The 22,937-nt window shown below is 58.3% G+C and carries 24 protein-coding genes; 11 read left to right on the top strand and 13 right to left on the bottom strand.

The genetic code is table 11. The features are described from left to right. The first annotated feature begins 172 nt into the window (after window positions 1-172). From RUM8411_RS01345 to RUM8411_RS01335, 3 genes are all read left to right on the top strand, one after another. Window positions 173-1,255, top strand: a complete 1,083-nt coding sequence (locus RUM8411_RS01345; protein WP_085820835.1) for a TRAP transporter substrate-binding protein — start codon at window positions 173-175, stop codon at window positions 1,253-1,255. 122 nt (window positions 1,256-1,377) lie between these two features. Further along, window positions 1,378-2,304, top strand: a complete 927-nt coding sequence (locus RUM8411_RS01340; RefSeq protein WP_085820834.1) for a TRAP transporter small permease subunit — start codon at window positions 1,378-1,380, stop codon at window positions 2,302-2,304. A 17-nt stretch (window positions 2,305-2,321) separates the two neighbouring features. Continuing rightward, window positions 2,322-4,676, top strand: coding sequence for a TRAP transporter large permease (locus RUM8411_RS01335; protein WP_085820833.1), 2,355 nt, complete (start codon window positions 2,322-2,324; stop codon window positions 4,674-4,676). Window positions 4,677-4,812: 136 nt separating this feature from the next. Here RUM8411_RS01335 and RUM8411_RS01330 read toward each other — a convergent pair whose 3' ends face one another. The 4 genes from RUM8411_RS01330 to RUM8411_RS01315 form a co-directional block, all read right to left on the bottom strand. Further along, the gene (locus RUM8411_RS01330; protein ID WP_085820832.1) at window positions 4,813-5,202 is read right to left on the bottom strand and encodes a VOC family protein; all 390 of its coding nucleotides are present in this window, start codon (window positions 5,200-5,202) and stop codon (window positions 4,813-4,815) included. A 6-nt stretch (window positions 5,203-5,208) separates the two neighbouring features. Continuing rightward, complete coding sequence (locus tag RUM8411_RS01325) at window positions 5,209-6,036, bottom strand: arginyltransferase (protein WP_085820831.1); 828 nt, start codon at window positions 6,034-6,036, stop codon at window positions 5,209-5,211. A 76-nt stretch (window positions 6,037-6,112) separates the two neighbouring features. After that, complete coding sequence (locus RUM8411_RS01320) at window positions 6,113-6,544, bottom strand: RDD family protein (protein ID WP_085820830.1); 432 nt, start codon at window positions 6,542-6,544, stop codon at window positions 6,113-6,115. 65 nt (window positions 6,545-6,609) lie between these two features. Continuing rightward, the gene (locus tag RUM8411_RS01315; protein WP_085820829.1) at window positions 6,610-7,032 is read right to left on the bottom strand and encodes a DUF2852 domain-containing protein; all 423 of its coding nucleotides are present in this window, start codon (window positions 7,030-7,032) and stop codon (window positions 6,610-6,612) included. A 222-nt stretch (window positions 7,033-7,254) separates the two neighbouring features. Here RUM8411_RS01315 and RUM8411_RS01310 point away from each other — a divergent pair, with 222 nt between their 5' ends. The 4 genes from RUM8411_RS01310 to RUM8411_RS01295 are packed head-to-tail and all read left to right on the top strand — an operon-like array spanning window position 7,255 to window position 12,083. Further along, a complete protein-coding gene (locus tag RUM8411_RS01310) occupies window positions 7,255-10,044 on the top strand; it encodes a [protein-PII] uridylyltransferase family protein (protein WP_085820828.1) in 2,790 nt (929 codons plus the stop codon). Further along, window positions 10,031-10,303, top strand: a complete 273-nt coding sequence (locus tag RUM8411_RS01305; protein WP_085820827.1) for a hypothetical protein — start codon at window positions 10,031-10,033, stop codon at window positions 10,301-10,303. The genes RUM8411_RS01310 and RUM8411_RS01305 overlap by 14 nt, the downstream gene beginning before the upstream one ends. A 38-nt stretch (window positions 10,304-10,341) precedes the next feature. Then, window positions 10,342-11,544, top strand: a complete 1,203-nt coding sequence (locus RUM8411_RS01300; protein WP_085820826.1) for an RSP_2647 family RNA methyltransferase — start codon at window positions 10,342-10,344, stop codon at window positions 11,542-11,544. Then, window positions 11,541-12,083, top strand: coding sequence for an RSP_2648 family PIN domain-containing protein (locus RUM8411_RS01295; protein ID WP_085820825.1), 543 nt, complete (start codon window positions 11,541-11,543; stop codon window positions 12,081-12,083). The genes RUM8411_RS01300 and RUM8411_RS01295 overlap by 4 nt, the downstream gene beginning before the upstream one ends. A 71-nt stretch (window positions 12,084-12,154) precedes the next feature. Here RUM8411_RS01295 and RUM8411_RS01290 read toward each other — a convergent pair whose 3' ends face one another. Continuing rightward, a complete protein-coding gene (locus RUM8411_RS01290) occupies window positions 12,155-12,844 on the bottom strand; it encodes a M48 family metallopeptidase (RefSeq protein ID WP_085820824.1) in 690 nt (229 codons plus the stop codon). Window positions 12,845-12,967: 123 nt separating this feature from the next. Between RUM8411_RS01290 and RUM8411_RS01285 the strand changes: the two genes are divergently transcribed. Beyond that, window positions 12,968-13,576, top strand: a complete 609-nt coding sequence (locus RUM8411_RS01285; RefSeq protein ID WP_085820823.1) for a LysE family translocator — start codon at window positions 12,968-12,970, stop codon at window positions 13,574-13,576. Between the two features lie 31 nt (window positions 13,577-13,607). Here the strand turns inward: RUM8411_RS01285 and RUM8411_RS01280 are convergent, their stop codons facing one another. From RUM8411_RS01280 to RUM8411_RS01265, 5 genes are all read right to left on the bottom strand, one after another. Further along, a complete protein-coding gene (locus tag RUM8411_RS01280) occupies window positions 13,608-14,792 on the bottom strand; it encodes a vWA domain-containing protein (RefSeq protein WP_085820822.1) in 1,185 nt (394 codons plus the stop codon). Window positions 14,793-14,796: 4 nt separating this feature from the next. After that, entirely contained in the window at window positions 14,797-14,967 is a 171-nt protein-coding gene (locus RUM8411_RS22795) for a hypothetical protein (RefSeq protein ID WP_200818520.1), read from the bottom strand. A 3-nt stretch (window positions 14,968-14,970) separates the two neighbouring features. Further along, on the bottom strand, window positions 14,971-16,338 hold the full coding sequence (locus RUM8411_RS01275; RefSeq protein ID WP_085820821.1) for a DUF2927 domain-containing protein: 1,368 nt from the start codon (window positions 16,336-16,338) through the stop codon (window positions 14,971-14,973). Then, window positions 16,335-16,724: a GNAT family N-acetyltransferase gene (locus RUM8411_RS01270; protein WP_085821074.1), complete on the bottom strand. Its 390-nt coding sequence runs from the start codon at window positions 16,722-16,724 to the stop codon at window positions 16,335-16,337. Before RUM8411_RS01270 ends, RUM8411_RS01275 begins: the two co-directional genes overlap by 4 nt. 177 nt (window positions 16,725-16,901) lie before the next feature. Then, window positions 16,902-17,747, bottom strand: coding sequence for an AAA family ATPase (locus RUM8411_RS01265; protein ID WP_085820820.1), 846 nt, complete (start codon window positions 17,745-17,747; stop codon window positions 16,902-16,904). A gap of 374 nt (window positions 17,748-18,121) precedes the next feature. On the opposite strand from RUM8411_RS01265, the gene dksA reads away from it, so the two are divergent. Both dksA and RUM8411_RS01255 read left to right on the top strand, forming a co-directional pair. After that, on the top strand, window positions 18,122-18,544 hold the full coding sequence (gene dksA / locus RUM8411_RS01260) for an RNA polymerase-binding protein DksA (protein WP_085820819.1): 423 nt from the start codon (window positions 18,122-18,124) through the stop codon (window positions 18,542-18,544). A gap of 71 nt (window positions 18,545-18,615) precedes the next feature. Beyond that, the gene (locus RUM8411_RS01255; RefSeq protein WP_085820818.1) at window positions 18,616-19,767 is read left to right on the top strand and encodes an FAD-dependent monooxygenase; all 1,152 of its coding nucleotides are present in this window, start codon (window positions 18,616-18,618) and stop codon (window positions 19,765-19,767) included. A 4-nt stretch (window positions 19,768-19,771) separates the two neighbouring features. Here RUM8411_RS01255 and xth read toward each other — a convergent pair whose 3' ends face one another. Continuing rightward, complete coding sequence (xth, locus tag RUM8411_RS01250; RefSeq protein ID WP_085820817.1) at window positions 19,772-20,551, bottom strand: exodeoxyribonuclease III; 780 nt, start codon at window positions 20,549-20,551, stop codon at window positions 19,772-19,774. Between the two features lie 282 nt (window positions 20,552-20,833). Further along, complete coding sequence (locus RUM8411_RS01245) at window positions 20,834-21,157, bottom strand: HesB/IscA family protein (RefSeq protein ID WP_085820816.1); 324 nt, start codon at window positions 21,155-21,157, stop codon at window positions 20,834-20,836. Window positions 21,158-21,233: 76 nt separating this feature from the next. Here RUM8411_RS01245 and RUM8411_RS01240 point away from each other — a divergent pair, with 76 nt between their 5' ends. Continuing rightward, the gene (locus RUM8411_RS01240) at window positions 21,234-22,376 is read left to right on the top strand and encodes a deoxyguanosinetriphosphate triphosphohydrolase (protein WP_085820815.1); all 1,143 of its coding nucleotides are present in this window, start codon (window positions 21,234-21,236) and stop codon (window positions 22,374-22,376) included. On the opposite strand, the gene RUM8411_RS01235 is transcribed toward RUM8411_RS01240, so the two are convergent. Then, a complete protein-coding gene (locus RUM8411_RS01235) occupies window positions 22,377-22,928 on the bottom strand; it encodes a putative pterin-binding protein (protein WP_085820814.1) in 552 nt (183 codons plus the stop codon). It lies immediately after the preceding gene. Window positions 22,929-22,937: the final 9 nt, after the last annotated feature.

The raw sequence follows: 22,937 nt of genomic DNA, 5'->3' as shown, positions 1-22,937 counted from the left end.
TGAAATTCCGGCATTTCCTTCTGTTTTTGCGCTTGGGGCCAGCAAAAAACGCGATCCACTACGCAGTAGTAGGTATTCACATTCAAGACCCGCTCTTTAAGGTGACGCGCACTGAAAGCGACTATGCCCGGTACCAAACCGGGTTTTGAATATGTAGGGGAGGAACACTCATATGGATCGTCGTTCATTTCTAAAAACATCTGCCCTGGGCGGCTCGGCAGCTGCTGCCACCACGCTGGCGGCACCAGCATACGCGCAGGGCAAGCGCACGCTGACCATGGTGACCTCGTGGGGTCGTGGTTTGGCGGGTGTTTTTGACAGCGCGCAGCGCTGCGCCGACAGCATCACCGCAATGTCGGATGGCAACCTGACGGTTGAAATCAAGGCCGCCGGTGAACTGGTTGGCGCGTTCGAAGTATTTGACGCGGTATCGTCCGGTCAGGCGGACATGTACCACGCGGCTGACTATTACTTCGTTGGTCAGCACCCGGGTTATGCCTTCTTTACGGCTGTTCCGTTCGGCATGACCGCACAGGAAATGGTCAACTGGTACTACCAGGATGGCGGCATGGAGCTGCATGACGAGCTGGGTTCGATCTTTGGCTTGAAATCATTCCTGGCCGGTAACACCGGTGCGCAGGCGGGTGGCTGGTACTCGAAAGAGATCAACAGCCCCGATGATTTCAACGGCCTTAAGTTCCGGATGCCGGGTCTGGGCGGCAAAGCTCTGGGTAAACTGGGCGCATCCGTACAGAACATTCCGGGTTCGGAAGTGTACCAGGCACTGTCCTCGGGTGCGATCGACGGCACCGAATGGATCGGTCCGTGGGCGGATGAAAAAGCCGGTTTCCAGGAAATCACCAAGGTCTACTACACCGCTGGTTTCCACGAGCCGAATGCCGGCCTGTCACTGGCAACCAACCGTGACGTGTTCGACAGCCTGACGCCTGCTCAGCAGAAGATCATCGAGATCGCTGCGGGCGAGTGCCACCAGTGGAACCTGTCGCAATTCCTCGCCAATAACGGTGCCGCACTGCAGCGTCTGCAGTCGGGTGGCGTCAAGGTCATGGAATTCCCGGACAGCGTTTGGGACGCGTTTGGCGCGGCCAGCCAGGAAGTGCTGGACGAGAACATGGGCGACGAACTGTTCAAGAAAATCCACGACAGCGCAATGGCATCGTCAGCGTCGTCCGCTGGTTGGTTGGACCTGTCGTCAGGCGTCTATACCACGCAGCGTAACCGCGTTCGCGGCTAAACGTTCAGACGAAAACAAAACGGTTTCCCCACCTTGCGTGGGGAAACCTCTCTCGTTGCACATATGCGGTTCGGACAAACCAGATATAATCTGCAGTGCAACTGACGCGACCTGGGGACAACATGCAGGACGAAAACGGTATCTCGTTCTTCGGCGCTTTGTGGAATGGACTGGTCTGGTTCATTCAGAACATTGCCGAAGCCTTCTATAATTTCGGATATGCCATCACGCATCCGCAGCTCTGGCTGGACTGGTCGGACAAAGAATCCATCATGCGGTTTGTCTACTATGGCGGATCGGTCGAGTTCTTCTTTGTCGTCTTCACCCTGTTTTTGGTTCTGACGGCGATCGGTCTGTACTATCGGAATTTTATGTGGGGGATTGTGCGCGGCCTGGAAGGGTTCGCCAACACCACAGGTCGGTTCTTTGCCTGGGCAGGTCTGTTGATGGTGGTCCAACAGATCATCATCGTCTTTATGCAACGTGTGTTTGCACGCCCCGATATGTCTTTTGGTCTGGGTATTCCGCTTCAGATGGATATCAGCTGGTATGCCGAGGAACTGAAACTCTACAACGCCATGGTCGTCTGCCTGTGCTGCACCTACACATTTGTGCAAGGTGGGCATGTGCGCGTTGACTTGATCTATGCGGGCATCAGCCACCGGGCGAAACGCGTCGTCGACATGCTGGGTGCGATGCTGTTCATGATGCCGTTGGCGGTGATCACATGGATGTATGGCTGGTACTTCATGTGGCGGCACTTGATCGTGCCGAAACCATCGGCCAGTGACACGCTGGACAAGCTGGTGCTGAAATCCCGTGCGCTGCGCTGGAATATCGAAACCATCGGGTTCAGCCCGAACGGGTTCAACGGCTATTTCCTGTTCAAGATTCTGCTGATCGGGTTTGCCGCCATGGTGTTCCTGCACGCCATCGCCTTCCTGTACCGCTCGTATCTGGAATATGTCGAAGGCCCCGAAAGCGTTGGAAAATACCTCGACAAGGACAGCCTTGGCGAGGGTGAAGAAGCCTATGAAGGCGCACATTAGGGACGGAGACCCAGACTATGTTATTCGGACTTGATGGCGTCGAGATAGGCCTCATTATCGTATTTTTCTGCCTGTTCGGAGGTATCCTGAGCGGCTTTCCCGTGGCCTTTGCCATTGGCGGAGCCGGGATCATCTCTTTCGGGATCATTGCCGCACTGGACAGTTCCGGGTTGTTGATCCATCAGGCAATTGACACCAGTTCACAGGCCTATAGGGACATTGTGAACACGGGGGTCAAACCCGATGTGATATCGGTGTTCCGATACCCGGAGTTACCCAGGATCGCCGAGCCGGTCTTTGTGCAGGGCTGGGAAACCGCGCTGGATCGCAACGTATCTTTCATCGTGAACCGTATGAATGAACGGGTTCTAGCGGGGCAATCCATTGAGACGCTGCTGGCGGTTCTGATGTTTGTTCTGATGGGCATCACGCTGGAACGGTCCAAGATCGCCAACGACCTGCTGACCACCATGGCCCGCGTTTTTGGCCCGCTGCCGGGCGGTCTGGCCGTGTCGATTGTGGTTGTGGGCGCGTTTCTGGCGGCCTCGACCGGGATTGTGGGTGCGACCGTTGTAACGATGGGCCTTTTGGCGCTGCCGACCATGTTGCGGAACAACTATTCGCCAGAATTGGCGACGGGTGTGATTGCGGCCTCGGGCACGCTTGGGCAGATCATTCCTCCCTCAATTGTGATCGTTCTGCTGGGAACGCTGGCCGGGGATCTGTATTCGACCGCGCAGGAAACCCGTGCGGTCGAGGCAGGCTGTACCGACGCGCTGACCTATCTGGGGGAACCTGCAGTGGTCTCTGTCGGCACGCTGTTCCAGGCGGCATTGCTGCCTGGGATCATGCTGGCGCTGCTCTATGCGCTCTATGCCTTTGGCTATGCCCTTCTGAATCCTGATAAAGCGCCAGCGGTCCCGATGTCGGGCGGCACAGGAGAGCCGATCACTCGGTCCGAAGGTCTGACCTGGTTGTTAGGCGCGCCTGTTGCGCTGATCGTCGGTGTTGTTCTTCTGGGTAATGTCGGTTTGATCGGTAGCCAGAACATCGCCGTTTCGGCGTTTTCCGATGTGGGTGCATCCGCATCACTTCGCACCAACGTATCCGAAGACTGCAAGCTGTCCATGATTGAGCTGCATGGTCAATCCGCATGGGACGAGGCCGTTTCCGAGCAGGAGGCGATTGATGCCGCCGGAGGTACCGCAGCTGCGCAGCGTCTGAGCGAAGAAGAACTAGCCGCCGCGTTGGAGGCCAAGATCGCCTCTGCTGCACCGATCGGAACCGGGGTTGCCGTGATCGTCGTTCTGCTGGGACTGACACTGGTTATGGGTCGGGGCATCGCGCCGTCGCGTCCAGCGCAGCCACTGATCGTAGGGGCAATAGGTCTGTTGCTGATGCTGTTGGTTGATGTGTTGTTCATCTCGCCAACAACGTCTCCTGGCTGGACCTTTGTAGGATTGGCGATCCCGTTTGCCCTTGCCATTTATGGCTGCAAAGAAGCCGCTGCGCGCTGCGCGACCAATGACCTGATCCGCGTGGTGTTTCCGCCACTGGTTTTGATCATCGCGGTATTGGGCTCGATCCTTGGGGGGGTAACCAACCCAACACCGGCGGCTGCGCTGGGCGCGGGTGGGGCAGTCATGCTGGCAGCTTATCGCAAGCTGAAGGATCAGGGACAGTCTGGAAACGTGATCATCTGGTCGACCTTTGCGGTTATCATCTGTTTGCTGCTGGGTGTGAACTTCGATTTGCGCATCAATCAGGGCGGGGCGTCGGTTGAGACATGGATCGCCTTTTTCTTCGCCTATGCCGCCTATATCTATGCGTTGTTCGGTCTGCTGTTTGGTTGCTGGGTGCTGTTTACCAGCGGCGTGCTGACACCAGTGGTGCGCGAGACGGCCAAGGTGACCTCGATGGTCTTTACCATCCTGATCGGGTCGCAACTGTTGAACCTTGTGGTGATCTCATTCGGAGGTGAGCATTACATCCAGCAATTCCTGAAGAGCTTTGACAATGAATTCACGGTCTTCCTGATCGTGATGCTGGTGCTGTTCATTCTTGGCTTTGTGCTGGATTTCCTCGAGATCATTTATATCGTGATCCCCATCGTGGGCCCGGTGATCTATGGCGGGTCGTTTGATCCGAAGTGGGTGACGATCATGGTGGCCGTGAACCTGCAGACCTCGTTTCTGACGCCGCCTTTTGGGTTCGCTTTGTTCTATCTGCGTGGGGTTGCACCAAAAGAGGTTACGACCGGCCATATCTATCGTGGGATCATTCCGTTTGTGCTGATCCAAGTGGTGGGGATTGGGATATTGTGGTTCTTCCCAACGATTGTGACCATCGTTCCGGATCTGATCCCAAACTGATGCATTCGTAGTATAATCAAATGGAAAAGGGGGCCTGCGGGCCCCCTTTGCTTTTGGGTATTGGCCAGGGGCCAGCCCCTCTTTGGCCCCTGGCCAAATTCACCCCGGGATATTTATTGCCAGATGAAGGGATGGATTAGGAGAATTCTATTAAGTCCCAGCGGTTCCCGAACGGGTCGCGCCAGACGGCGACGGTTCCGTAAGGCTCTTGGCGCGGTAATTCCTCAAATTCCACGCCAGCGGTTTGCATGGCTGCGTGATCACGTTTGAAATTGTCGGTTTGCAGAAAGAACCCCACGCGGCCGCCAGTTTGATTGCCGATGGCTGCGGTTTGGTCCGGACCGTTGGCTTTGGCCAGCAGCAGGGATCCGTCGCTTGATCCCGGAGGCGCCACCCGCACCCAGCGTTTGCCGCCACCCAGGTCGATATCCTGCAGCAAGGTGAAGTTTAGCGTTTGGGTGTAGAACGAGATCGCCTCGTCGTAGTCGGGCACCACAAGGGTGACCGCGTGCAAGCTTTGCCGCATGGACGATTAGCCCTTCTTGGTGGGGTGGCGGTCGGGCAGTTGGATGCTTGCGACCTGCTCGGCAATCGGGGCCGTTGACAGGGGGTGGTGCGTGGAATCGGTCAGGTCTGATGGATTGCCGACACGGGTCCAAGCGCCCTGAATGTAAGCCTCAAGCCCCGAAAACCGCGCTTTATAGCCCATCTTTGGGCTGCCGGGCACCCAATAGCCTAGGTAGACATAAGGCAATCCGGCTTCACGTGCGATGTCGATATGATCGAGGATCATATATGTCCCCAACGAGCTTTGTGGCAGTTCGGGATTAAAGAAGGAATACACCATGCTGAGCCCGTCATCCAGAACGTCGGTCAGGCTGACGGCAATCAGGGTATCCGTTTCCGGATCGGCATATTCCACAACCCGGCTGCGGATCGGCGTTTCCTCGATCATCGCAGCAAATTCAAACACGTCCATATCGGCCATCCCGCCATCGGCGTGGCGGGTGTCCAGATAGTGACGGAACAGGTCGTATTGCTCGTCCGTTGCCCAGGGCGAATTGGCGCGGCGCTTTAGATAGTCGTTTTTCCTGGCGGCGCGCTTTTGACTCTTGCTGGGACGAAAGGCTGACACGTCGATGCGCGCGGACAAGCAGGCGGCGCAATCGGTGCAAGAGGGGCGGTACAGTACGTTTTGTGATCGGCGGAACCCCTGTTGGGACAAGGAGTTGTTTAGTTGATCAGCCCCTTCACCCTGAAGGGCGGTAAACAGCTTACGCTCCATCCTGCCTTCAAGGTAAGGGCAGGGCTGTGGTGCCGTCACATAGAATTGTGGCGCGATTGGCAGCGTGTGTCGCATGAAGGTCCCGTGTTTCCTAAAGACCGATGATAACAACGGTTTCCTGAACCGCCAAGTGATTCACGTTGCTGTTTTTTCACGCCCGCTGGTTGATCATAACCGTCCCAAGGAAGGTGTCCGTCAGGCCCTGACACCGGGCGCTGGTCAACATCATGATGACCGAAATAATCTGCAGGACGGGAAAAGCCATGCTGACAAAGTACCCGGCCGTATGCGCCACCGCCTTGCCGGTATCCATGCGGGCTCCGAATGAGTCGCGCAGCTCGATCCCCATGAACCGCATGCCCAGCGTGGCCGACCCGTTTGAGATCGTAACCACGCGGTAGACAAAGCTGATCACCGCGTAAATCAAGGCCAGGATGAAAAAGCCCATGCCGAAGGTCAGCAGGATCGCCACGGTACACAGCAGTGAGACAAAGGCGATGTCAAAAAGCCAGGCAAAGAACCGTTTCATCGATACGGATTGATAGAATTCAGGCTGGTTTTCTGGATCGGGCAGATGGGTCATGTGGTGAAATCCGGGTATTGTGCAGGGGCACCCTGTCCCGACAGGCGGGACAGGGCAAGGCTGGATCAGGCGCGGTCGCTGTTTTCAGCTTCGTCGCGGTTCTCGCTGGCGCGTTCGTCCATGAACTGATCAAATTCGGCCTTGTCCTTAGCGTCGCGCAGGCGGCGCAGGAAGGATTCGAAATCCTGCTGCTCGCGCTCAAGCCGGGCCAGCGTGTCGGATTTATAGGCGTCAAAGGCACTGTTGCCCGAAGGCTTCATCGCACTCATGTGGCTTTGCCAGGATTTGCGGCGGCTGCAGGATTTGCTGAACATACGTTTGCTCCAGATCATATAAGCCAGAAGGGCCAGGCCGACGGGCCAGAAGAAGATGAAACCAAGAACCATTGCGGCAATCCAGGCCCCTTTGCCCTTGTCGTCAAGCCAGGATTCGGCGCGGTAAAGCCATCCCGGATTTGCGGGGACGGCGTGGTCGGATAGTGCGGTCATTTGGGTTCTCCGGGTTGATGTAAATTGCGTTCACATTGTCTAGATGGGGTGGTTTTGCCCGGTTGCAAGAGGTCAATGTGAAATTGATTTACATTTCTCATTTGGCAATGGTTGACCTTATCTCGGAACGGGCGCACTTTCCGACTTTGAAACATGGCTAAAATACCCGCCGCAATGGGCCGCTCAGTTGTTTCAATCAGGACACACGCCGCTGGAGGGTACATGACCGGGCCTCTCACCATAAACCGAATGCCACGGGCTTTTGATCCTTCACTGGGTGAGGATGCGCGGGAGATGGTTCCGGATATCCAAGCCGAGTTGGGCGAGTTGATCGCCGGTGCTGCAGGTTCCAGCCCATATCTAAAGAGCTTGGTTGAACGGGAAAAGGACTGGTTGCCGCAGGCTTTGAACGACCCGGATCAGGCGCTGGCCGAGGTGATGACCGCTGCACGGGGTTTGCCGCCGGATCAGTTGAAACCGGGGTTGCGGCAGGCCAAGCGGAGAATGGCGTTACTGACGGCTCTGGCTGATCTGGCCGGGGCATGGCCACTGGAAAAGGTCACCGGGGCACTGACGGATTTCGGTGCATTGGCAGCGGATGTCGCTGCCAAGACCGAGATCGCGGCGCTGATCCGACGGGGCAAGCTGCCGGGGATGGGGCCGGATGACGTGGACTCCGCTGCCGGGATGATCATTCTGGCCATGGGCAAAATGGGTGCGCATGAGCTGAATTACAGCTCGGATATCGACCTGATCGTGTTATTCGACGAGACCCGTTTCGATCCTGATGATTTTTACGACGCGCGTCAGGGGATGGTGCGGGCTACGCGCAATTTCTGTGCCACGCTCAGTGAAAAGACGGCCGATGGGTATGTGTTCCGTACTGACTTGCGGTTGCGCCCCGATCCTGCCGTCACCCCGGTTTGCATGGCGGCAGAAGCGGCGGAACGCTATTATGAAAGCCTTGGCCGCACATGGGAACGCGCGGCTTTTATCAAGGCGCGTGCCTGCGCTGGGGACATCACGGCTGGGCAAGGATTTCTGGACGCGTTGCGCCCCTTTGTCTGGCGCAGGCATCTGGATTTTGCAGCCATACAGGACGCCCATGACATGCGTCTGCGTATTCGTGAGAACAAAGGCACCGGCGGTGCGCTGACCATTCCGGGCCACGACATGAAGCTGGGGCAGGGCGGCATTCGTGAGATTGAGTTTTTCACCCAGACCCGCCAGTTGATCGCCGGGGGGCGCGATCCTGATTTACGGGTGCGCGGTACGGTGCCGGGGCTGGCAGCACTGGCTGAAAAAGGATGGGTCCCTCAGGATGTGACCGACAAGCTGGCCGACCATTACCGGGCCCACCGCGAGGTTGAGCACCGCATTCAAATGGTCCACGACGCGCAAACTCATAAGGTGCCCCAATCGCCTGACGGGATTGAACGGATCGCTTGCCTGATGGGGATCGACAGCGCCGAGCTGACCGCGGATCTGACCCGCCGACTGACCGAAGTGCACGAGCTGACCGAAGGGTTCTTTGCCCCAGGCTCCTCAACCCCAGCTCCGACCCAAGTGGCGCAATTCGACCAGAGCGTTCTGGCCCGATGGATGACCTATCCGGCACTGCGTTCTCAGCGGGGCGCGCGCATTTTCGAACGGCTCAAACCCGAGCTGCTGTCGCGTCTTGCCAAGACCGCGCAACCCGAGGAGGCGTTGCGCGCGCTGGACGGGTTCTTGTTAGGTCTGCCTGCGGGTGTTCAACTGTTTTCGTTGTTCGAAGCGAACCCGCATCTGATCGACCTGCTGGTTGACATTGTGGGCACCTCGCACGCATTGGCGGCGCATTTGTCGCGCAACGCCGTTGTGTTTGATGCGGTGATCGGCGGAAGCTTTTTCAACGACTGGCCAGGGCAGGCAGTTTTACAAGCGGAGCTTTCGGATGCCTTGTCTGAGGAAGGCGACTACGAGACGCAGCTCGATTTCGCCCGCCGCTGGTGCAAGGAATGGCATTTCCGCATTGGCGTACACCATTTGCGCGGGCTGATCGACGGGGCGGAGGCCGGTCAGCAATATGCCGAGCTGGCCAGCGCAGTGATTGCAGCGATCCTGCCCCGCGTGGCCGATCAGTTTGCGCAAAAGCACGGCCCTGCGCCTGGGCGCGGCGCGGCGGTGCTAGGCATGGGATCGCTGGGGGCGGGTCGGATAAACTCACAATCCGATCTCGACATGATCGTCATCTATGACCCGTTGGATCAGGATATGTCCGATGGCCCGCGCCCTTTGGCCACGCGTACCTATTACGCGCGGTTCACACAGGCATTGATCACGGCACTGTCGGTGCCGATGTCGCAGGGCCGGTTGTACGAGGTCGACATGCGTCTGCGCCCGTCGGGCAATCAGGGGCCGGTTGCAACCAGTTGGGCCAGTTTTAAAAGCTATCAGCAAAACGATGCCTGGGTGTGGGAGCATCTGGCCCTGACCCGCGCCCGTGTGGTTGCTGGAGAGGAAAAGCTTGCGAGAGATATTGAGACTTTTCGCGCGGATTTTCTTGGGCAACAAAAGGACATTGGTAAAGTGCTGGGCGAAGTTGCAGAGATGCGCGCCCGTCTGGCGGCGGTTAAAATTCCGGCGGGTATCTGGGATGCCAAGAACGGCCCTGGCCGGATGATGGATATTGAACTGGTCGCCGAAACCGGCGCGCTGCTATCCGGTGTGGCGCAGCGCGATGTTCATGCCGGGCTGGACGGCGCTGTCGCAGCTGGATTACTGGACGTCGCTCAGGCGCAGACCCTCAAGGACTGCTACGATCTATGTTGGTCCGTGCAATGTGCAGCGCGGTTGCTGTCCGGCAAAGTGATTGAGGCCGACAAAATCGGCGAGGGGGGGGCGGCATTCCTGTGCCGTGCCACCGGGTTCGAGCAGGTCGACCAGCTACAGGCTGCCCTGCAAGAGAGTTATGGCACTGCCGCCGATATCATCGGTTGCGTGATAAAGGAGGGGGAAAATGGCGCGCAGTGACGATCCAAACGATCACAAAGGCCTTATCCGCGAAGCTTATCGCATCGACGGCATCACTTTGCCCGAATGCCGTAGCATCTTTCTGGATTGGGCGCTCAGCCTGCCAGCGGACCGAGATCAGGCGCAAGCCCTGACCGATCTGCATCGCGCTTACGCAGCGGCAGACGCGGACCACCCTATGACACAGGTGCTGGCCGAAGGGTTGCAATCGGCGCAGGCCCCGAAACGGCGCGGTGGTTGGCGATCCCGGCCGCGCTAGGGCTTTCCCCCCGGCGTGATCGCCTTTATGAGGGCGGCATGACCCAAACCAATACCCGCCCCCGCATCCGACTAAAGCCCAAAGCCAATGCGCGCGGTATGCGCCATGGGTTCCCGTGGGTCTACGCCAATGACATCGTCGCTGACCGCCGCACCCGTAAGATCGAGGCGGGCGCGCTGGCTGTGCTCGAGGATGAAAACCGCGCGCCCATCGCGCTGGTTGCAGTCAACCCCGAGTCCAAAATCATGTGCCGGGTATTGGATCGCGACCTTGACGCACGGCTGGATGCCGCGTGGTTCGAATCCCGCATTCGCCGCGCGCTTGCGCTGCGAGAACGCCTGTTTAACACACCGTATTACCGGTTGATCCATGCCGAGGCTGACGGCTTTCCTGGCGTCGTCATTGACCGTTTTGGCGATGCCTGCGTGATTCAACCCAACGCCGCCTGGGCCGAAGCGCATCTGGAGACCCTGACCGAGGCTCTGGTCTCGGTCACAGGTGTCACGACAGTGCTGAAAAACGCATCTGGCCGGACGCGCGGGTTGGAGGGGCTGGACGACGTGAACTTCACCCTGCGTGGCACAGCACCTGACGCGCCGCTGCCGGTGCCGATGAATGGCGCGACCTATATGGCAGACCTGACCGGCGGTCAGAAAACCGGCCTGTTTTACGACCAACGACCCAACCACGCCTTTGCCGCCCAATTGGTTCAGCCCGGCGCGCAGGTGCTGGATGTGTTCAGCCATGTGGGCGGGTTCGGGCTGGCCATGCTGGCTGGTGGCGCGGGTCAGGCACTTGCCGTCGATGGCTCTGCCGCTGCGCTGGAGCTGGCCGCACAAGGGGCGCAGACATCTGGTAGCGCGGACAGATTCCAAACCCGACAGGGTGATGCCTTTGACGTCCTGACCCAACTGGCCGACGAGGGCGCGAAATTCGACGTGGTCATCTGCGACCCTCCTGCTTTTGCGCCGTCTAAACAGGCGCTGGACGCAGGCCTGCGCGCCTATGAACGCGTGGCCCGTCTATCTGCGTCACTGGTGAAACCGGACGGTTATCTCGGCTTGTGCTCCTGTTCGCACGCCGTTGATCTCGGACGGTTCCGCGATGCGTCCTCGCGCGGGATTGGCCGGGCCGGACGGCAGGCGCAACTGATCCACACAGGCTTTGCCGGACCCGATCACCCGCAACTGCCTCAATTGGCAGAAAGCGGCTACCTCAAAGCTGTGTTCTACCGGTTGTGAAGGCAGTTCTGGATACCTGCGTCATCTATCCAACGGTAATGCGCGAGATGCTGCTGAGCGCCGCCAGGCTCGGCCACTTCACCCCGCTCTGGTCGGCCCGCATCCTCGAAGAATGGGCCCGCGCCGCCCGCAAACTAGGCCCCGAAGGCGAAGTACAAGCCCGCGCAGAAATCGCGTTGGCGCAAGCCAACTGGCCCATGGCTGAACGCCCGGCGGCACCAGGTGAGGAACGACGCCTATGGCTGCCCGACAGCGCCGATATCCATGTACTGGCCACCGCCGTAACGGCTTCGGCGGATGTGATCGTCACTGTCAACGCCAAGGATTTCCCCAGAAACATCCTGTCCGAAGAGGGGCTGGAACGCCGCGACCCCGATGGGCTGTTACACAGCTTCTGGCAAGCAGACCCGGACGGGATAACCCAGACGGCTACCCGCGTTCTGGCCGAGGCCAACCGCCTGTCCGGCACCCAATGGACGCTGCGTGCGCTGATGAAAAAAGCCCGCCTGCCACGGCTGGGCAAAGCGCTCGCCGCTTAGTCCTGGATCCCTCTTCATCTGGCTAAAAATATCCCGGAGAGCGCGAGAGGCTGGCCTCTCGCTGCCCAAACCTAACCTCCCGCGCCCCACCGCTGTTCCAGCGCCTCTAGCGCCGCAATCCGTTCGTCGGTCTTGGGATGGCTCATCAGCCAGGCCGGGGTCACGCCCGCGCGTTGCTGGGTCAGGTCTTCAAGCTTGTGAAACAGCGACTTCTGCGGCCCGATCCCGATCCCCGCTTTTGTCAGCAGCGCGGCAGCATACTCGTCCGCCTCATACTCATCCCCTCGCGACAGACGCGAGGCCAGAAGGTGGGTCAACATATTTGCAATCCACGCTCCTATAAAGGGAATGAACCGGTTCAGCAGTATCATCAACGCAGCCCGCAGCGCGTTCTGGCCTGAGAAATCGATCATCCGCCGCCGCGCATGTCCCAGCGCCACGTGCCCCAGCTCATGGGCGATGACACTGGTCATTTCCTCAGCCGAAACCTCGCCATTGCGGAATTTGCGATAGAATCCGCGGGTGATGAAAATCCGCCCGTCCGCAGCGGCCAACCCATTCACTGGATCAATCTCATAGATGTAAACCGGCACTCGTTCGATCCCAAGCGCAGCCGCCAGCCGATCGGTCATGCGCTTAAGAGCAGGATCCGCCAGTTCGGTTGATTTCGCGTCCAATTCACGATGCGTGCGCCAGACGGAAATCCGGTACATCACGATGGCATAGGAAATGGCCAGAAGGATTGGGGTAAAACGAAGCATGTCTTAGATATGGGACCGGCGGACAACCGGGACAACCTAAAACCTGATCGCCATAACTCGAGCAGTTCACATTGACACCACGCCAATAGTCAGAAAGGTTTCCCAAAACGAAAGGGCCTGTTGATGACACTAGAGTTTTTGCTCACATCTCTGGTCGTTGTGATATTGCCGGGGACAGGTGTGATTTATACGCTTGCGGTCGGACTTGGACGTGGGTTCAGGGCCAGTATCGCAGCCGCGTTAGGTTGCACGCTTGGAATCGTCCCGGCGGCCGTCGCCAGTATCGTTGGTCTTGCGGCGCTTTTGCACACCAGTGCAGTGGCGTTTCAGGTTATTAAGTTTTTGGGCGTGCTCTACCTGTTCTACATGGCGTGGAGTATTCTCAAAGACCGCGGCGCTATGGAAGTGCGAGAAGAAAAGAGCGCAAAAAGCCTTGGAAAGATTGCTGTGACGGGAACATTGATTAATGTTCTTAACCCCAAGTTATCGCTATTCTTTCTTGCTTTTCTTCCGCAATTTGTGTCGACAGGATTGGCAAATGCTACCGCAGAACTGATCCAACTTGCCCTGATTTTCATGGGCATGACATTTGGAGTGTTCGTTGCGTATGGGGCCTTTGCTGCAGCGGCGCGTGACTATGTCATCAGGCGTCCTGTGACAATGCGCTGGATCAAAAGGACGTTTGCTGGTGTGTTTGGGGTCTTGGGTGCAAAACTGGCAGTCACGGACTAGGCTTTAGCGTTGCGGGTGACGCGGTTGGGGTTTACCGCGTCAGTTCCTTCATCCCCTGTTCCAACCCGGCCAGTGTCATGGGCACCATACGGTCCTCGAAAACCTCGCGGATCATGCTGATGGAGTGGGTGTATTCCCAGTATTTCTCGGGCACCGGGTTGATCCAAAGGTTGGATGCCCATTGGTCGCGTGCGCGTTGCAGCCAGACCTGGCCGGATTCTTTGTTCCAATGCTCGTTCGCACCGCCGGGATAGGCGATTTCATAAGGGCTCATCGAGGCGTCACCGACGAAGATACACTTGTAATCCGGGCCATAGGTACGCAGCACCTCATGGGTGGGGGTTTGCTGATCCCAGCGGCGGTGGTTGTCGCGCCACACGCCTTCATACAGGCAGTTGTGGAAGTAGTAATATTCCAGATGTTTGAATTCGCTTCGCGCGGCTGAAAACAACTCTTCGACCACTTTGATATGGGGGTCCATCGAACCGCCGACGTCCAGGAACAGCAGCACTTTGACCGCATTATGACGCTCGGGGCGAGTTTTGACGTCCAGATAGCCGTGCTCGGCCGTGGCTCGGATGGTTCCATCCAGATCCAGCTCTTCGGCGGCCCCCTCGCGCGCCCAGCGGCGCAGGCGCTTTAACGCCACCTTGACGTTGCGTGTGCCCAGCTCAACGGTGTCGTCCAGGTTCCTGAATTCACGCTTGTCCCAGACCTTGACCGCACGCTGATGGCGGCTTTCTTTCTGGCCGATACGCACGCCTTCGGGGTTATAGCCATAAGCCCCGAACGGAGAAGTCCCGGCAGTGCCGATCCATTTGTTACCACCTTGGTGGCGGCCTTGCTGGTCTTTCAGACGTTCGCGCAGGGTGTCCATCAGCTTGTCGAACCCGCCGAGCGCCTCGATCTCGGCCTTTTCTTCGGCGGACAAGTGTTTTTCGGCCATCTTGGCCAGCCATTCGGCAGGGATGTCCACGGCGTCCAGAACTTGAGCAAAGCTGATCTCGCCCAGCCCTTCAAAACTGGCAGCAAAGGCGCGGTCAAATTTGTCGATGTTGCGCTCGTCCTTCACCATCGACACGCGTGCGAGGAAATAGAACGCCTCGACATCATAGGTGGCCAGGCCCTTTTTCATCCCTTCCAGAAAAGTAAGATATTCGCGCAAGGATACGGGAATTCCAGCTTTGCGGAGGTTGTCAAAAAAGGGCAGGAACATACGCTTACACCACCAGACGTACAAGGATCAGGGACAGGATCAACCCGGCCAGAGCAAAGGCGATGCCGTAGCCTGCCGCGTATTGGGCCATATCAGCCGCGCTGCCATTGCGTTTGCGTGCTGTCAGCGCCCCAAGGATTGCCCCCAGTATCGCCATTCCCCAAACCACTACCATAGGTTAACCGCCTCTGTTTTTGGTGGACGGACCCTCTGCGACATCCTGCATCAGCGAGCGGACCACCATATCCGAGCCAAAGCCGTATCGCGCCCACCCCAGACTGTCCAGCCTGACGGAACGTGCCTGTTCATGCCGGCCCGCTTGATTGAGCGCTTCGGATTTCAGCAGCAATAACGTGGCCAGCTGCGAGGCGTTCTGCGCCCGGGTCATGACGCCGATTGCAGCGTCCAGTTCCGGCAGAATCTGCGGTCCTTGCCCCTGTGCCAGCGCATAGGCTGCGGTCTGGGTCGTCACATAGGCCTGATGCACCTCGGTGCCCGGTGTCGCCTGCAGATACTTAAGTGCGAGCTGATAGTTGCTTAGTGCGTCCTGTGGATTGTCGAACTGCTCCATCCGCCCCATGATGTAATAGGGATAGGCGCGGCGCTGATCGGTCCAGCCCTGTTCCTGCCCAATTCGGGCGGCTTGCTTCGCAGCACTCAGGCGCCGCTTTGTATTCCACTGGGGACGCAGGGATTTCTGTACTGCCTTGATCCAGTCGCGCGGTGTTTCAGAAACCGGTTGCGAGGGCAGGGTGTTTCCGCGCGGGTTCAAGCGGCTGAGCACACCGGGGATGACTTCCTGCACCTGTTCGCGGGTCATGCCGCTGTGCAGTTCGGCGGAATATGCGGCGCGTAGGATCAGCATGTCGAACCCGGTAAGGACCGTGTGAATATTGTCGTCGTTGAACACGGAATCTGGCAGGTGATAAAGGTCGTTCAGTGGCCCCAGCGCCTGCGCGATCTCTTCGTGCAGACAGTCGCGTTTTTCCTGCGGACTGGTGTCGTAGGGGATGAAGATACCCAGACGTTCGCGGCTGCGCAGCCGGGTCCAGCTGCTTTTCTGTTTGCGCCGGTCGCGGCTGTATTCCTCAAAGCTCGACGCGTTCGGAACTACGAAACACGCCGCCTGAGGCAGGATGTCCTGAATCTGTTCCTGCGTGACGGCTTCGATGGTGATGTTGGCCGATCCGTCCGGAATTTGGCGGATGTCGATCCCGGCCTCGTTGCGCAACCGGGTCAGCAACTGGGTCAGGTCCCGTTGCATTGACGGCGTCGGTGACCCGGTCAGCCGCACCGTGATCGGGGTTTCGAACCGGGTAAACAGGGGCAATTGCGCGCCACTTTCCAACGCGAAATGCAGCGAGACAAAATCCTCTTCGATATTCACATTCGAACGTGCCGGACGGGTCGGAGTTGCGCGTGTAAACGCTTTGGGTGGTGGCAGTGCCTTTTGGATGGCCTGAACCTTGGTGGGCACTTCAGGCGGCTTGACAGTTGCGCATCCGGTCAAGGCCAAGCTGGCACAGATTACGGCCCATCGCATCATGGGCGCTGATATCGGATAAAGGGCGTCTTTTTGCCGATGCGGTCATAAAGCTTGCGCGCTGTTTCGTTGAAATCCTGCGTCAGCCAGTACACACTGGCCGCGCCCTGCCGGTCGGCCTCGTTATAGACGGCCTGAATAAGCGCCCGCCCTATGCCGGTTCCGCGCGTCTGTGGCCGGGCATACAGGTCCTGCAAGTAGCACACGGGCTCAACCTTCCATGCGTGGCGGTGAAACAGGTAATGGGTCAGGCCCACCAGTTGCCCACCGCTTTCGGCGACAAAACACGAGAAATCATGTGGGTCATCCCCCAACAAACGCGCAAACGTGCTGTCATAGATGTCGTCCGCAACCGTTGTTTCATAGAAGGCCAGATAGTCGCGCCACATCTCAGCCCATTCCGGGCGGTCGTCGGGCCGCAAGATGCGGATCGTCAAAGTATCAGTCAAACAAGATGCCTCTTCTTTTCACGCCGGAAAGGACCCGCATGAGCGGGGCGACCGTCTGTCAATGCTGACATCCGGCCCCCATCAAGGCAAGCGGGGATCGCCGCGAGCTGAGTATTCTCAGCGTTTGCTGCGCGCCATAAAGGCCAGACGTTCGAACAGGTGCACATCCTGCTCGTTCTTCAACAGCGCACCGTGCAGCTTGGGCAAGGCATTGGCACCGTCGCGCTTGAGGTCCTCGGCCGTCAGATCCTCGGCCAGCAACAGCTTGAGCCAGTCCAGCACTTCCGAGGTAGAGGGCTTTTTCTTTAGCCCCTGAGTTTCGCGGATTTCGTAGAACTGAGTCAGCGCGGTGGTCAGCAGTGCGTCTTTGATCCCGGGGTGGTGGACCTCGACGATCCGGCGCATGGTCGCCTCATCCGGAAAGCGGATATAGTGGAAAAAGCAACGCCGCAGAAACGCGTCCGGCAGTTCCTTTTCGTTGTTCGAGGTAATGATCACGATAGGCCGGTTCGTGGCCCGGATGGTTTCGTTGGTCTCGTAGACGTGGAATTCCATCTTATCGAGTTCCTGCAGCAGGTCGTTGGGAAACTCGATATCGGCCTTGTCGATCTCGTCGATCAGCAAAACAACCTTTTCATCAGCTTCAAAGGCCTGCCACAATTTGCCCTTGCGAATGTAATTCGACACGTCATGCACGCGCTCTTCGCCCAGCTGGCTGTCGCGCAGGCGGCTGACGGCATCATATTCGTACAGACCCTGCTGCGCGCGCGTGGTGGATTTGACGTTCCACTCGATCATCCTCAGACCCAGCGCCCCGGCCACCTGTTTGGCCAGTTCGGTCTTACCAGTGCCGGGTTCACCCTTTACCAGCAGGGGACGTTCCAGCGTCACCGCGGCATTCACCGCAATGGTCAGATCGTCTGTGGCAACGTATTCTGCAGTACCTTGGAAACGTGCGGTCATAAGCCCCTCATGAAGTGTCGCGCGGCATGTTCCCACGGGGTTAGCGCGGGGCAGAAAATTTGACAAGCCGGGTCGCTGCGTCGCTGCGGCGCGAATTTGCCGAGCAACTACAATGCTCTTGGTTGATTCGGGCGCTAACACTGAGCGCGTTGCTTAAGGTTTTGCCCTGAAAAGGCCCGCTGAATTTCACAGAAAAACAAGGATTTTTTGTTTGAAGTCTCATAGTTAAACGCGGCACGCTGACTCGATGCCGGAGCGACGTTTGCATAGTGACATTCTACGCGCCGTCAGATAAACGCTCCGCAGAAGGGGATTGCCGCATGTCAGGTAATGAGAGAGTGACCGGCGTTGCAGGCCACACCGAGGGAGCAAAAATGAAGCAGGAAGTTTTTCTGCCAGAAGACTATCGTCCAGCCGAAGACGAACCTTTTATGAACGACAAGCAGCTAGAGTATTTTCGTCGCAAGCTGCAGGATTGGAAAACCGAACTTTTGGCAGGCAGCCGCGATACGATCGAAGGGCTGCAAGACAACACCCGTAACATTCCGGACGTTGCAGACCGTGCCAGCGAAGAGACTGATCGCGCGCTGGAACTGCGCACCCGTGACCGTCAGCGCAAGCTGGTGGCCAAGATCGACTCGGCCATGCGCCGGATTGACGAGGGTGAGTACGGATATTGCGAAATGACTGGCGACCCGATCTCGCTGAAACGTCTGGATGCGCGCCCGATCGCGACTATGACGCTTGAGGCGCAGGAACGCCACGAGCGTCGCGAGAAGGTCCACCGCGACGAGTAATCGCAGGAAAAACTGGAAAAAATTTGACGCCGGGGCCTGTTGCTCCGGCGTTTTTGCGTTAATCGGGTGTTATGAACATCAGCGGTCTGAAATTCGGCGTCATCGGCGGCGGCATCGGCGGTCTGGCGGCGGCGGTGGCTTTGCGTCAACGCGGTGCGCAGGTGACGGTGTTCGAACAGGCGGCGGAACTTGCAGAGGTCGGCGCAGGGCTGCAAATCAGCGCCAATGGCATGGTTGTATTGCGGGCCTTGGGAGTTGCCGGCGACACGCCCGTGGCTGGGCTTCAGTCCCACGGAACCGAGCTGAGGGATTACCGCGCGGGCCGTTTGATCAGCCAGATACCGCCCCCCGCTGCGGGGCCAACCTATTACTATCACCGTGCGGATCTGTTGGGGTTGCTTCACAAAGCTGCCATCCGTGACGGGGTCGAATTGCGGCTGGGCGCAGAGGTGGCAGAAATGCGCAAGCATCCATCCGAGGCCGAGATTGTCCTGACAGACGGCGCGCGGATCTGTGTCGATTGCGCGATTGCCGCCGATGGCGGCCGCAGCGCGATCCGACCCTTGTTAAACGGGGTCGAGGCCCCGGAGTTCACGCATCAGGTCGCCTGGCGGGCAACGATACCGTGGCAGCGCCGCGATGATTTTCCACGTGCGGTTTTGACCATGGGGCCGGGACGGCACGTGGTCACTTATCCTCTGCGTGACCACGCGTTGATGAACATCGTCGCCGTCGAAGAACGATCCGATTGGCATGAAGAAGGATGGCGACGTCGAGGTGACCCCGAAGACTTGCAGCGGCGCTTCGCCGATTTCGGCGGCGTGGTCGGAGGGATCCTCAATCAGGTGCAAGAGCCGCATCTCTGGGCTTTGTTCCTGCGTCCGGTGGCGGCAACCTGGCAAAATGGGCGCATGGCCCTGTTGGGGGACGCCGCCCATCCAACTTTGCCCTTCATGGCGCAAGGGGCTTGCCTGGCGCTGGAAGATACTTGGGCTCTGATCCGGTCGTTAGAAGAGCAATCCGGTCTTTCACAAGCCTTGGTCGAATATGAAGCGCGCCGTCGTCCGCGGGCAGAAAAGGTCGTCGCGGCGGCTGGGTCAAACGCCCGCAACTTCCATTTGCAAGGCCCCAAGCGCCTTGCCGCGCAATTGGCCCTGATGGCAGTCGGGCCAAGGTTGTCAAAAAAATACGACTGGATTTATAGCTACGACGTAACCGCTTGATCCGTCACAGATCCAAATCGACCCAGACCGGTACGTGGTCCGAGGGTTTCTCATGCCCGCGTATTTCAGCGTCTATCCGGCAATCCTTCATGAGGTCGGCAGCTTGCGGGGTCAGCAGGAAATGGTCGATGCGAATGCCGTCGTTTCGGTTCCACGCACCGGCCTGGTAATCCCAGAATGAGTAATGCCCTGGACCTTGGGCGCAAGCGCGAAACGCTTCGGTAAAGCCCAGATTCAGAATCTTGCGAAACGCTGTCCGGCTTTCTGGGCGAAAAAGAGCGTCCTCGCGCCAAGCATCGGGTCGGGCCGCGTCCTCGGCTTGTGGGATGATGTTGTAATCCCCGGCCATAAGCGCTGGTTCCTCTCGGGCCATCAGGTCGCGCGCGCGGTGATAAAGCCGCTCCATCCAGGCCAGCTTATAGTCGTATTTCGGTCCGGGCACCGGGTTTCCATTAGGCAGGTACAGCCCGCAAATCCGCAGAGCCTGCTTACCGATCACCGTGGCCTCGATCCAGCGGGCCTGTTCATCCTCATCATCGCCCGGAAGGCCGAGTGTGACATCCTCAAGAGGTAGTTTCGACAGGATCGCGACACCGTTGAAGCTCTTTTGTCCATGGGTTTCGACGTTGTATCCGCGTTCTTCGAACAGCTCGCGGGGGAAGTTTTCATCAACCGATTTGATTTCCTGCAAAAGAACAACATCAGGCTGTGCTTCGTCCAGCCATCGGGGCAGGGCCTCTGCCCGCGCCTTGATGCCGTTGATGTTAAACGTGGCGATTTTCATGCGCGATCCTCTGAAGCTTCTGGCAACCTATCGCTCAGAAACGCCCCAGCGGCAAGATGGTCGGCTGGATTGCGAGGCTCTGCCTCGCGCTCCGGGATATTTTTGGCCAGATGAAGAAACGGATTTTTAACCCAACTCTGGGAGCATCTATTTGCGGTACAGGCGGGGACGCCGATGACCGCGCCAGGTGAAGCTCTCTGGCTGTGACGTCAGAGAGCGGATCCCGGCTTCATCTGGCGAAAAAATATCCTGGGGGTGTGGGGGCAACGCCCCCGCCGGTAATTACATCGAGAAAGATGTGCCACAGCCGCAGGAAGAGGTGGCATTGGGGTTTTCGATCACAAACCGCGCCCCGATGAGTTCCTGCGTAAAATCAATCACGGCGTTTTCCAGAAACGGCAACGAGATTGAATCGACAATGACCTTCTGGCCTTTGCCTTCCAGGACAAGATCGTCCTCTTTTGGTTCATCCAGCTCGATTTCGTATTGAAAACCGGAACATCCGCCACCTTCAACCGCAACGCGCAGGGCCTGGCCCTGATTTGCGGCGCCAATCTCGGCCAGGCGATCAAAGGCGCGTTCTGTAACTGTGGGGGGCAGATTCATGCCGGTCTCCAAAGGTTTATTTCCTTTACGCCTTACAATATAGAAAGTGCAAGCACAGGCGACAAGGACATGACCTTTGGACAGAGCAGGTTTTGCCTCGGACCCGGGCCGCGCCAGAGGGCGGCTTGTACCTGAGGAAGAAAGCAGTTTCCGGTCATGCTTTCAGCGCGACCGGGACCGGATTATTCACGCCAGCGCGTTTCGGCGGCTTAAACACAAGACGCAGGTGTTTGTCGAACATGAGGGTGACAGCTATCGCACCCGGTTGACCCATTCCATCGAAGTGGCACAGGTGGCGCGAACCATTGCCGGAGCTTTGGGCCTGAACCCCGAACTGACCGAGGCCGTGGCCTTGGCGCATGATCTGGGACACACGCCGTTTGGGCATACGGGTGAGGATGCGCTGCATGCGTTGATGGGGCCATACGGTGGCTTTGATCACAACGCGCAGGCCATTCGGATCGTGACCAAGCTTGAACGGCACTATGCCGAGTTTGATGGCTGCAACCTGACATGGGAATGCCTTGAGGGGATTGCCAAACACAATGGTCCGGTTGTGGGCAACTTGCCGTGGGCATTGGCCGAGTGCAACGGTGCGTTCGATCTGGAACTGCACACCCATGCCAGCGCCGAGGCGCAGGTGGCGGCTTTGTCTGACGATATCGCCTATAACAACCACGATCTTCTCGACGGGCTCCGGGCCAATCTGTTCACGGATGAGGAAATCCGGCAGTTGCCCATTGTTGGCACCTGCTATGCGGATGTGGACAAAAAGTACCCGGATTTGGATCCGTACCGCCGCAGGCATGAGGCATTGCGGCGTGTTTTTGGTGTCATGGTGTCGGATGTGATCGACACCTCGCATGCAAGAATTGCCGCGTCAGATGCGCAATCGGTTGAGGATATCCGGCATCTTGGCCATCCAGTGATCCAGTTTTCCGACCAGCTTTGGGCGCAGCTCAAGGAAATCCGTTCTTTCCTGTTTACGCAAATGTACCGTGCGCCCAGTGTGATGCAGGTGCGTGCCGAAGTCTCAGCGGTGGTGCGGGACTTGTTTCCGATTTATCTGAATGATCCCAAGCAGATGCCCGCACATTGGCACAGCGATATCGAGGCGGCCAACACTGAAACGGCACTGGCGCGGATCGTGTCGGACTATATTGCCGGAATGACGGACCGGTTTGCCTTGCAAGATCACAAACGACTTGCGGGCGGTTAATCATTCGATCCCAATATAGGCCAGTGCCCAGACCTGCTGCCCGGATTGTTCCTGTGCCAGATCAGTATCATCGGTTGGGGGAAACACGATCATCGTCGGGCCGTAACCCCCAATCCCCATAGGGCTGCCATCCGCATGGGTGGCCACAATCGGTTGGTGCGCCTCAATACTGGTCCATGGGATTTCAGACTGGTAGCCATCCATCGCCATCGGTTTCGCGATCTTTCCTTCGGCCCCGACCATGGCCATCACGTCCGACAAGCGTGGGCCGGAAAAGGCGATGTCGCGTTTGTTGTCCTCAGGCCCGTAAGAGATGGTGATTGCAACCTGTTCCAAGCCATCCAACGTCGCGGCATCGAACCCGGCTGCCCCATTGTGCTGCACTTCCAGATACCCCAGCAGTCCGCCGTCATTCTCGCCCCGCGCCGGAAGGTTGGTTTCCGTAACCGCCCCGCCCAGCGTCACAAGAACATGGCCCTGCAGGGCGGGCATCTCGGCCCAGACCGGCGCAGAGGACATCAGAGCAAGGGCAAGGGGCAGGGCATAGCGCATGGGCTGGTC

This window comes from Ruegeria meonggei (assembly GCF_900172215.1).
GTDB classification, from domain to species: domain Bacteria; phylum Pseudomonadota; class Alphaproteobacteria; order Rhodobacterales; family Rhodobacteraceae; genus Ruegeria; species Ruegeria meonggei.
This window is presented reverse-complemented; position numbering and strand designations above follow the sequence as displayed.

Coding starts and splice junctions, on each gene's coding strand:
- RUM8411_RS01345 (WP_085820835.1), top strand. CDS start 173: ATGGATCGTCGTTCATTTCTAAAAACATCTGCCCTGGGCGGCTCGGCA.
- RUM8411_RS01340 (WP_085820834.1), top strand. CDS start 1,378: ATGCAGGACGAAAACGGTATCTCGTTCTTCGGCGCTTTGTGGAATGGA.
- RUM8411_RS01335 (WP_085820833.1), top strand. CDS start 2,322: ATGTTATTCGGACTTGATGGCGTCGAGATAGGCCTCATTATCGTATTT.
- RUM8411_RS01330 (WP_085820832.1), bottom strand. CDS start 5,202: ATGCGGCAAAGCTTGCACGCGGTCACCCTTGTGGTGCCCGACTACGAC.
- RUM8411_RS01325 (WP_085820831.1), bottom strand. CDS start 6,036: ATGCGACACACGCTGCCAATCGCGCCACAATTCTATGTGACGGCACCA.
- RUM8411_RS01320 (WP_085820830.1), bottom strand. CDS start 6,544: ATGACCCATCTGCCCGATCCAGAAAACCAGCCTGAATTCTATCAATCC.
- RUM8411_RS01315 (WP_085820829.1), bottom strand. CDS start 7,032: ATGACCGCACTATCCGACCACGCCGTCCCCGCAAATCCGGGATGGCTT.
- RUM8411_RS01310 (WP_085820828.1), top strand. CDS start 7,255: ATGACCGGGCCTCTCACCATAAACCGAATGCCACGGGCTTTTGATCCT.
- RUM8411_RS01305 (WP_085820827.1), top strand. CDS start 10,031: ATGGCGCGCAGTGACGATCCAAACGATCACAAAGGCCTTATCCGCGAA.
- RUM8411_RS01300 (WP_085820826.1), top strand. CDS start 10,342: ATGACCCAAACCAATACCCGCCCCCGCATCCGACTAAAGCCCAAAGCC.
- RUM8411_RS01290 (WP_085820824.1), bottom strand. CDS start 12,844: ATGCTTCGTTTTACCCCAATCCTTCTGGCCATTTCCTATGCCATCGTG.
- RUM8411_RS01285 (WP_085820823.1), top strand. CDS start 12,968: ATGACACTAGAGTTTTTGCTCACATCTCTGGTCGTTGTGATATTGCCG.
- RUM8411_RS01280 (WP_085820822.1), bottom strand. CDS start 14,792: ATGTTCCTGCCCTTTTTTGACAACCTCCGCAAAGCTGGAATTCCCGTA.
- RUM8411_RS22795 (WP_200818520.1), bottom strand. CDS start 14,967: ATGGTAGTGGTTTGGGGAATGGCGATACTGGGGGCAATCCTTGGGGCG.
- RUM8411_RS01275 (WP_085820821.1), bottom strand. CDS start 16,338: ATGATGCGATGGGCCGTAATCTGTGCCAGCTTGGCCTTGACCGGATGC.
- RUM8411_RS01270 (WP_085821074.1), bottom strand. CDS start 16,724: ATGTGGCGCGACTATCTGGCCTTCTATGAAACAACGGTTGCGGACGAC.
- RUM8411_RS01265 (WP_085820820.1), bottom strand. CDS start 17,747: ATGACCGCACGTTTCCAAGGTACTGCAGAATACGTTGCCACAGACGAT.
- dksA (WP_085820819.1), top strand. CDS start 18,122: ATGAAGCAGGAAGTTTTTCTGCCAGAAGACTATCGTCCAGCCGAAGAC.
- RUM8411_RS01255 (WP_085820818.1), top strand. CDS start 18,616: ATGAACATCAGCGGTCTGAAATTCGGCGTCATCGGCGGCGGCATCGGC.
- xth (WP_085820817.1), bottom strand. CDS start 20,551: ATGAAAATCGCCACGTTTAACATCAACGGCATCAAGGCGCGGGCAGAG.
- RUM8411_RS01245 (WP_085820816.1), bottom strand. CDS start 21,157: ATGAATCTGCCCCCCACAGTTACAGAACGCGCCTTTGATCGCCTGGCC.
- RUM8411_RS01235 (WP_085820814.1), bottom strand. CDS start 22,928: ATGCGCTATGCCCTGCCCCTTGCCCTTGCTCTGATGTCCTCTGCGCCG.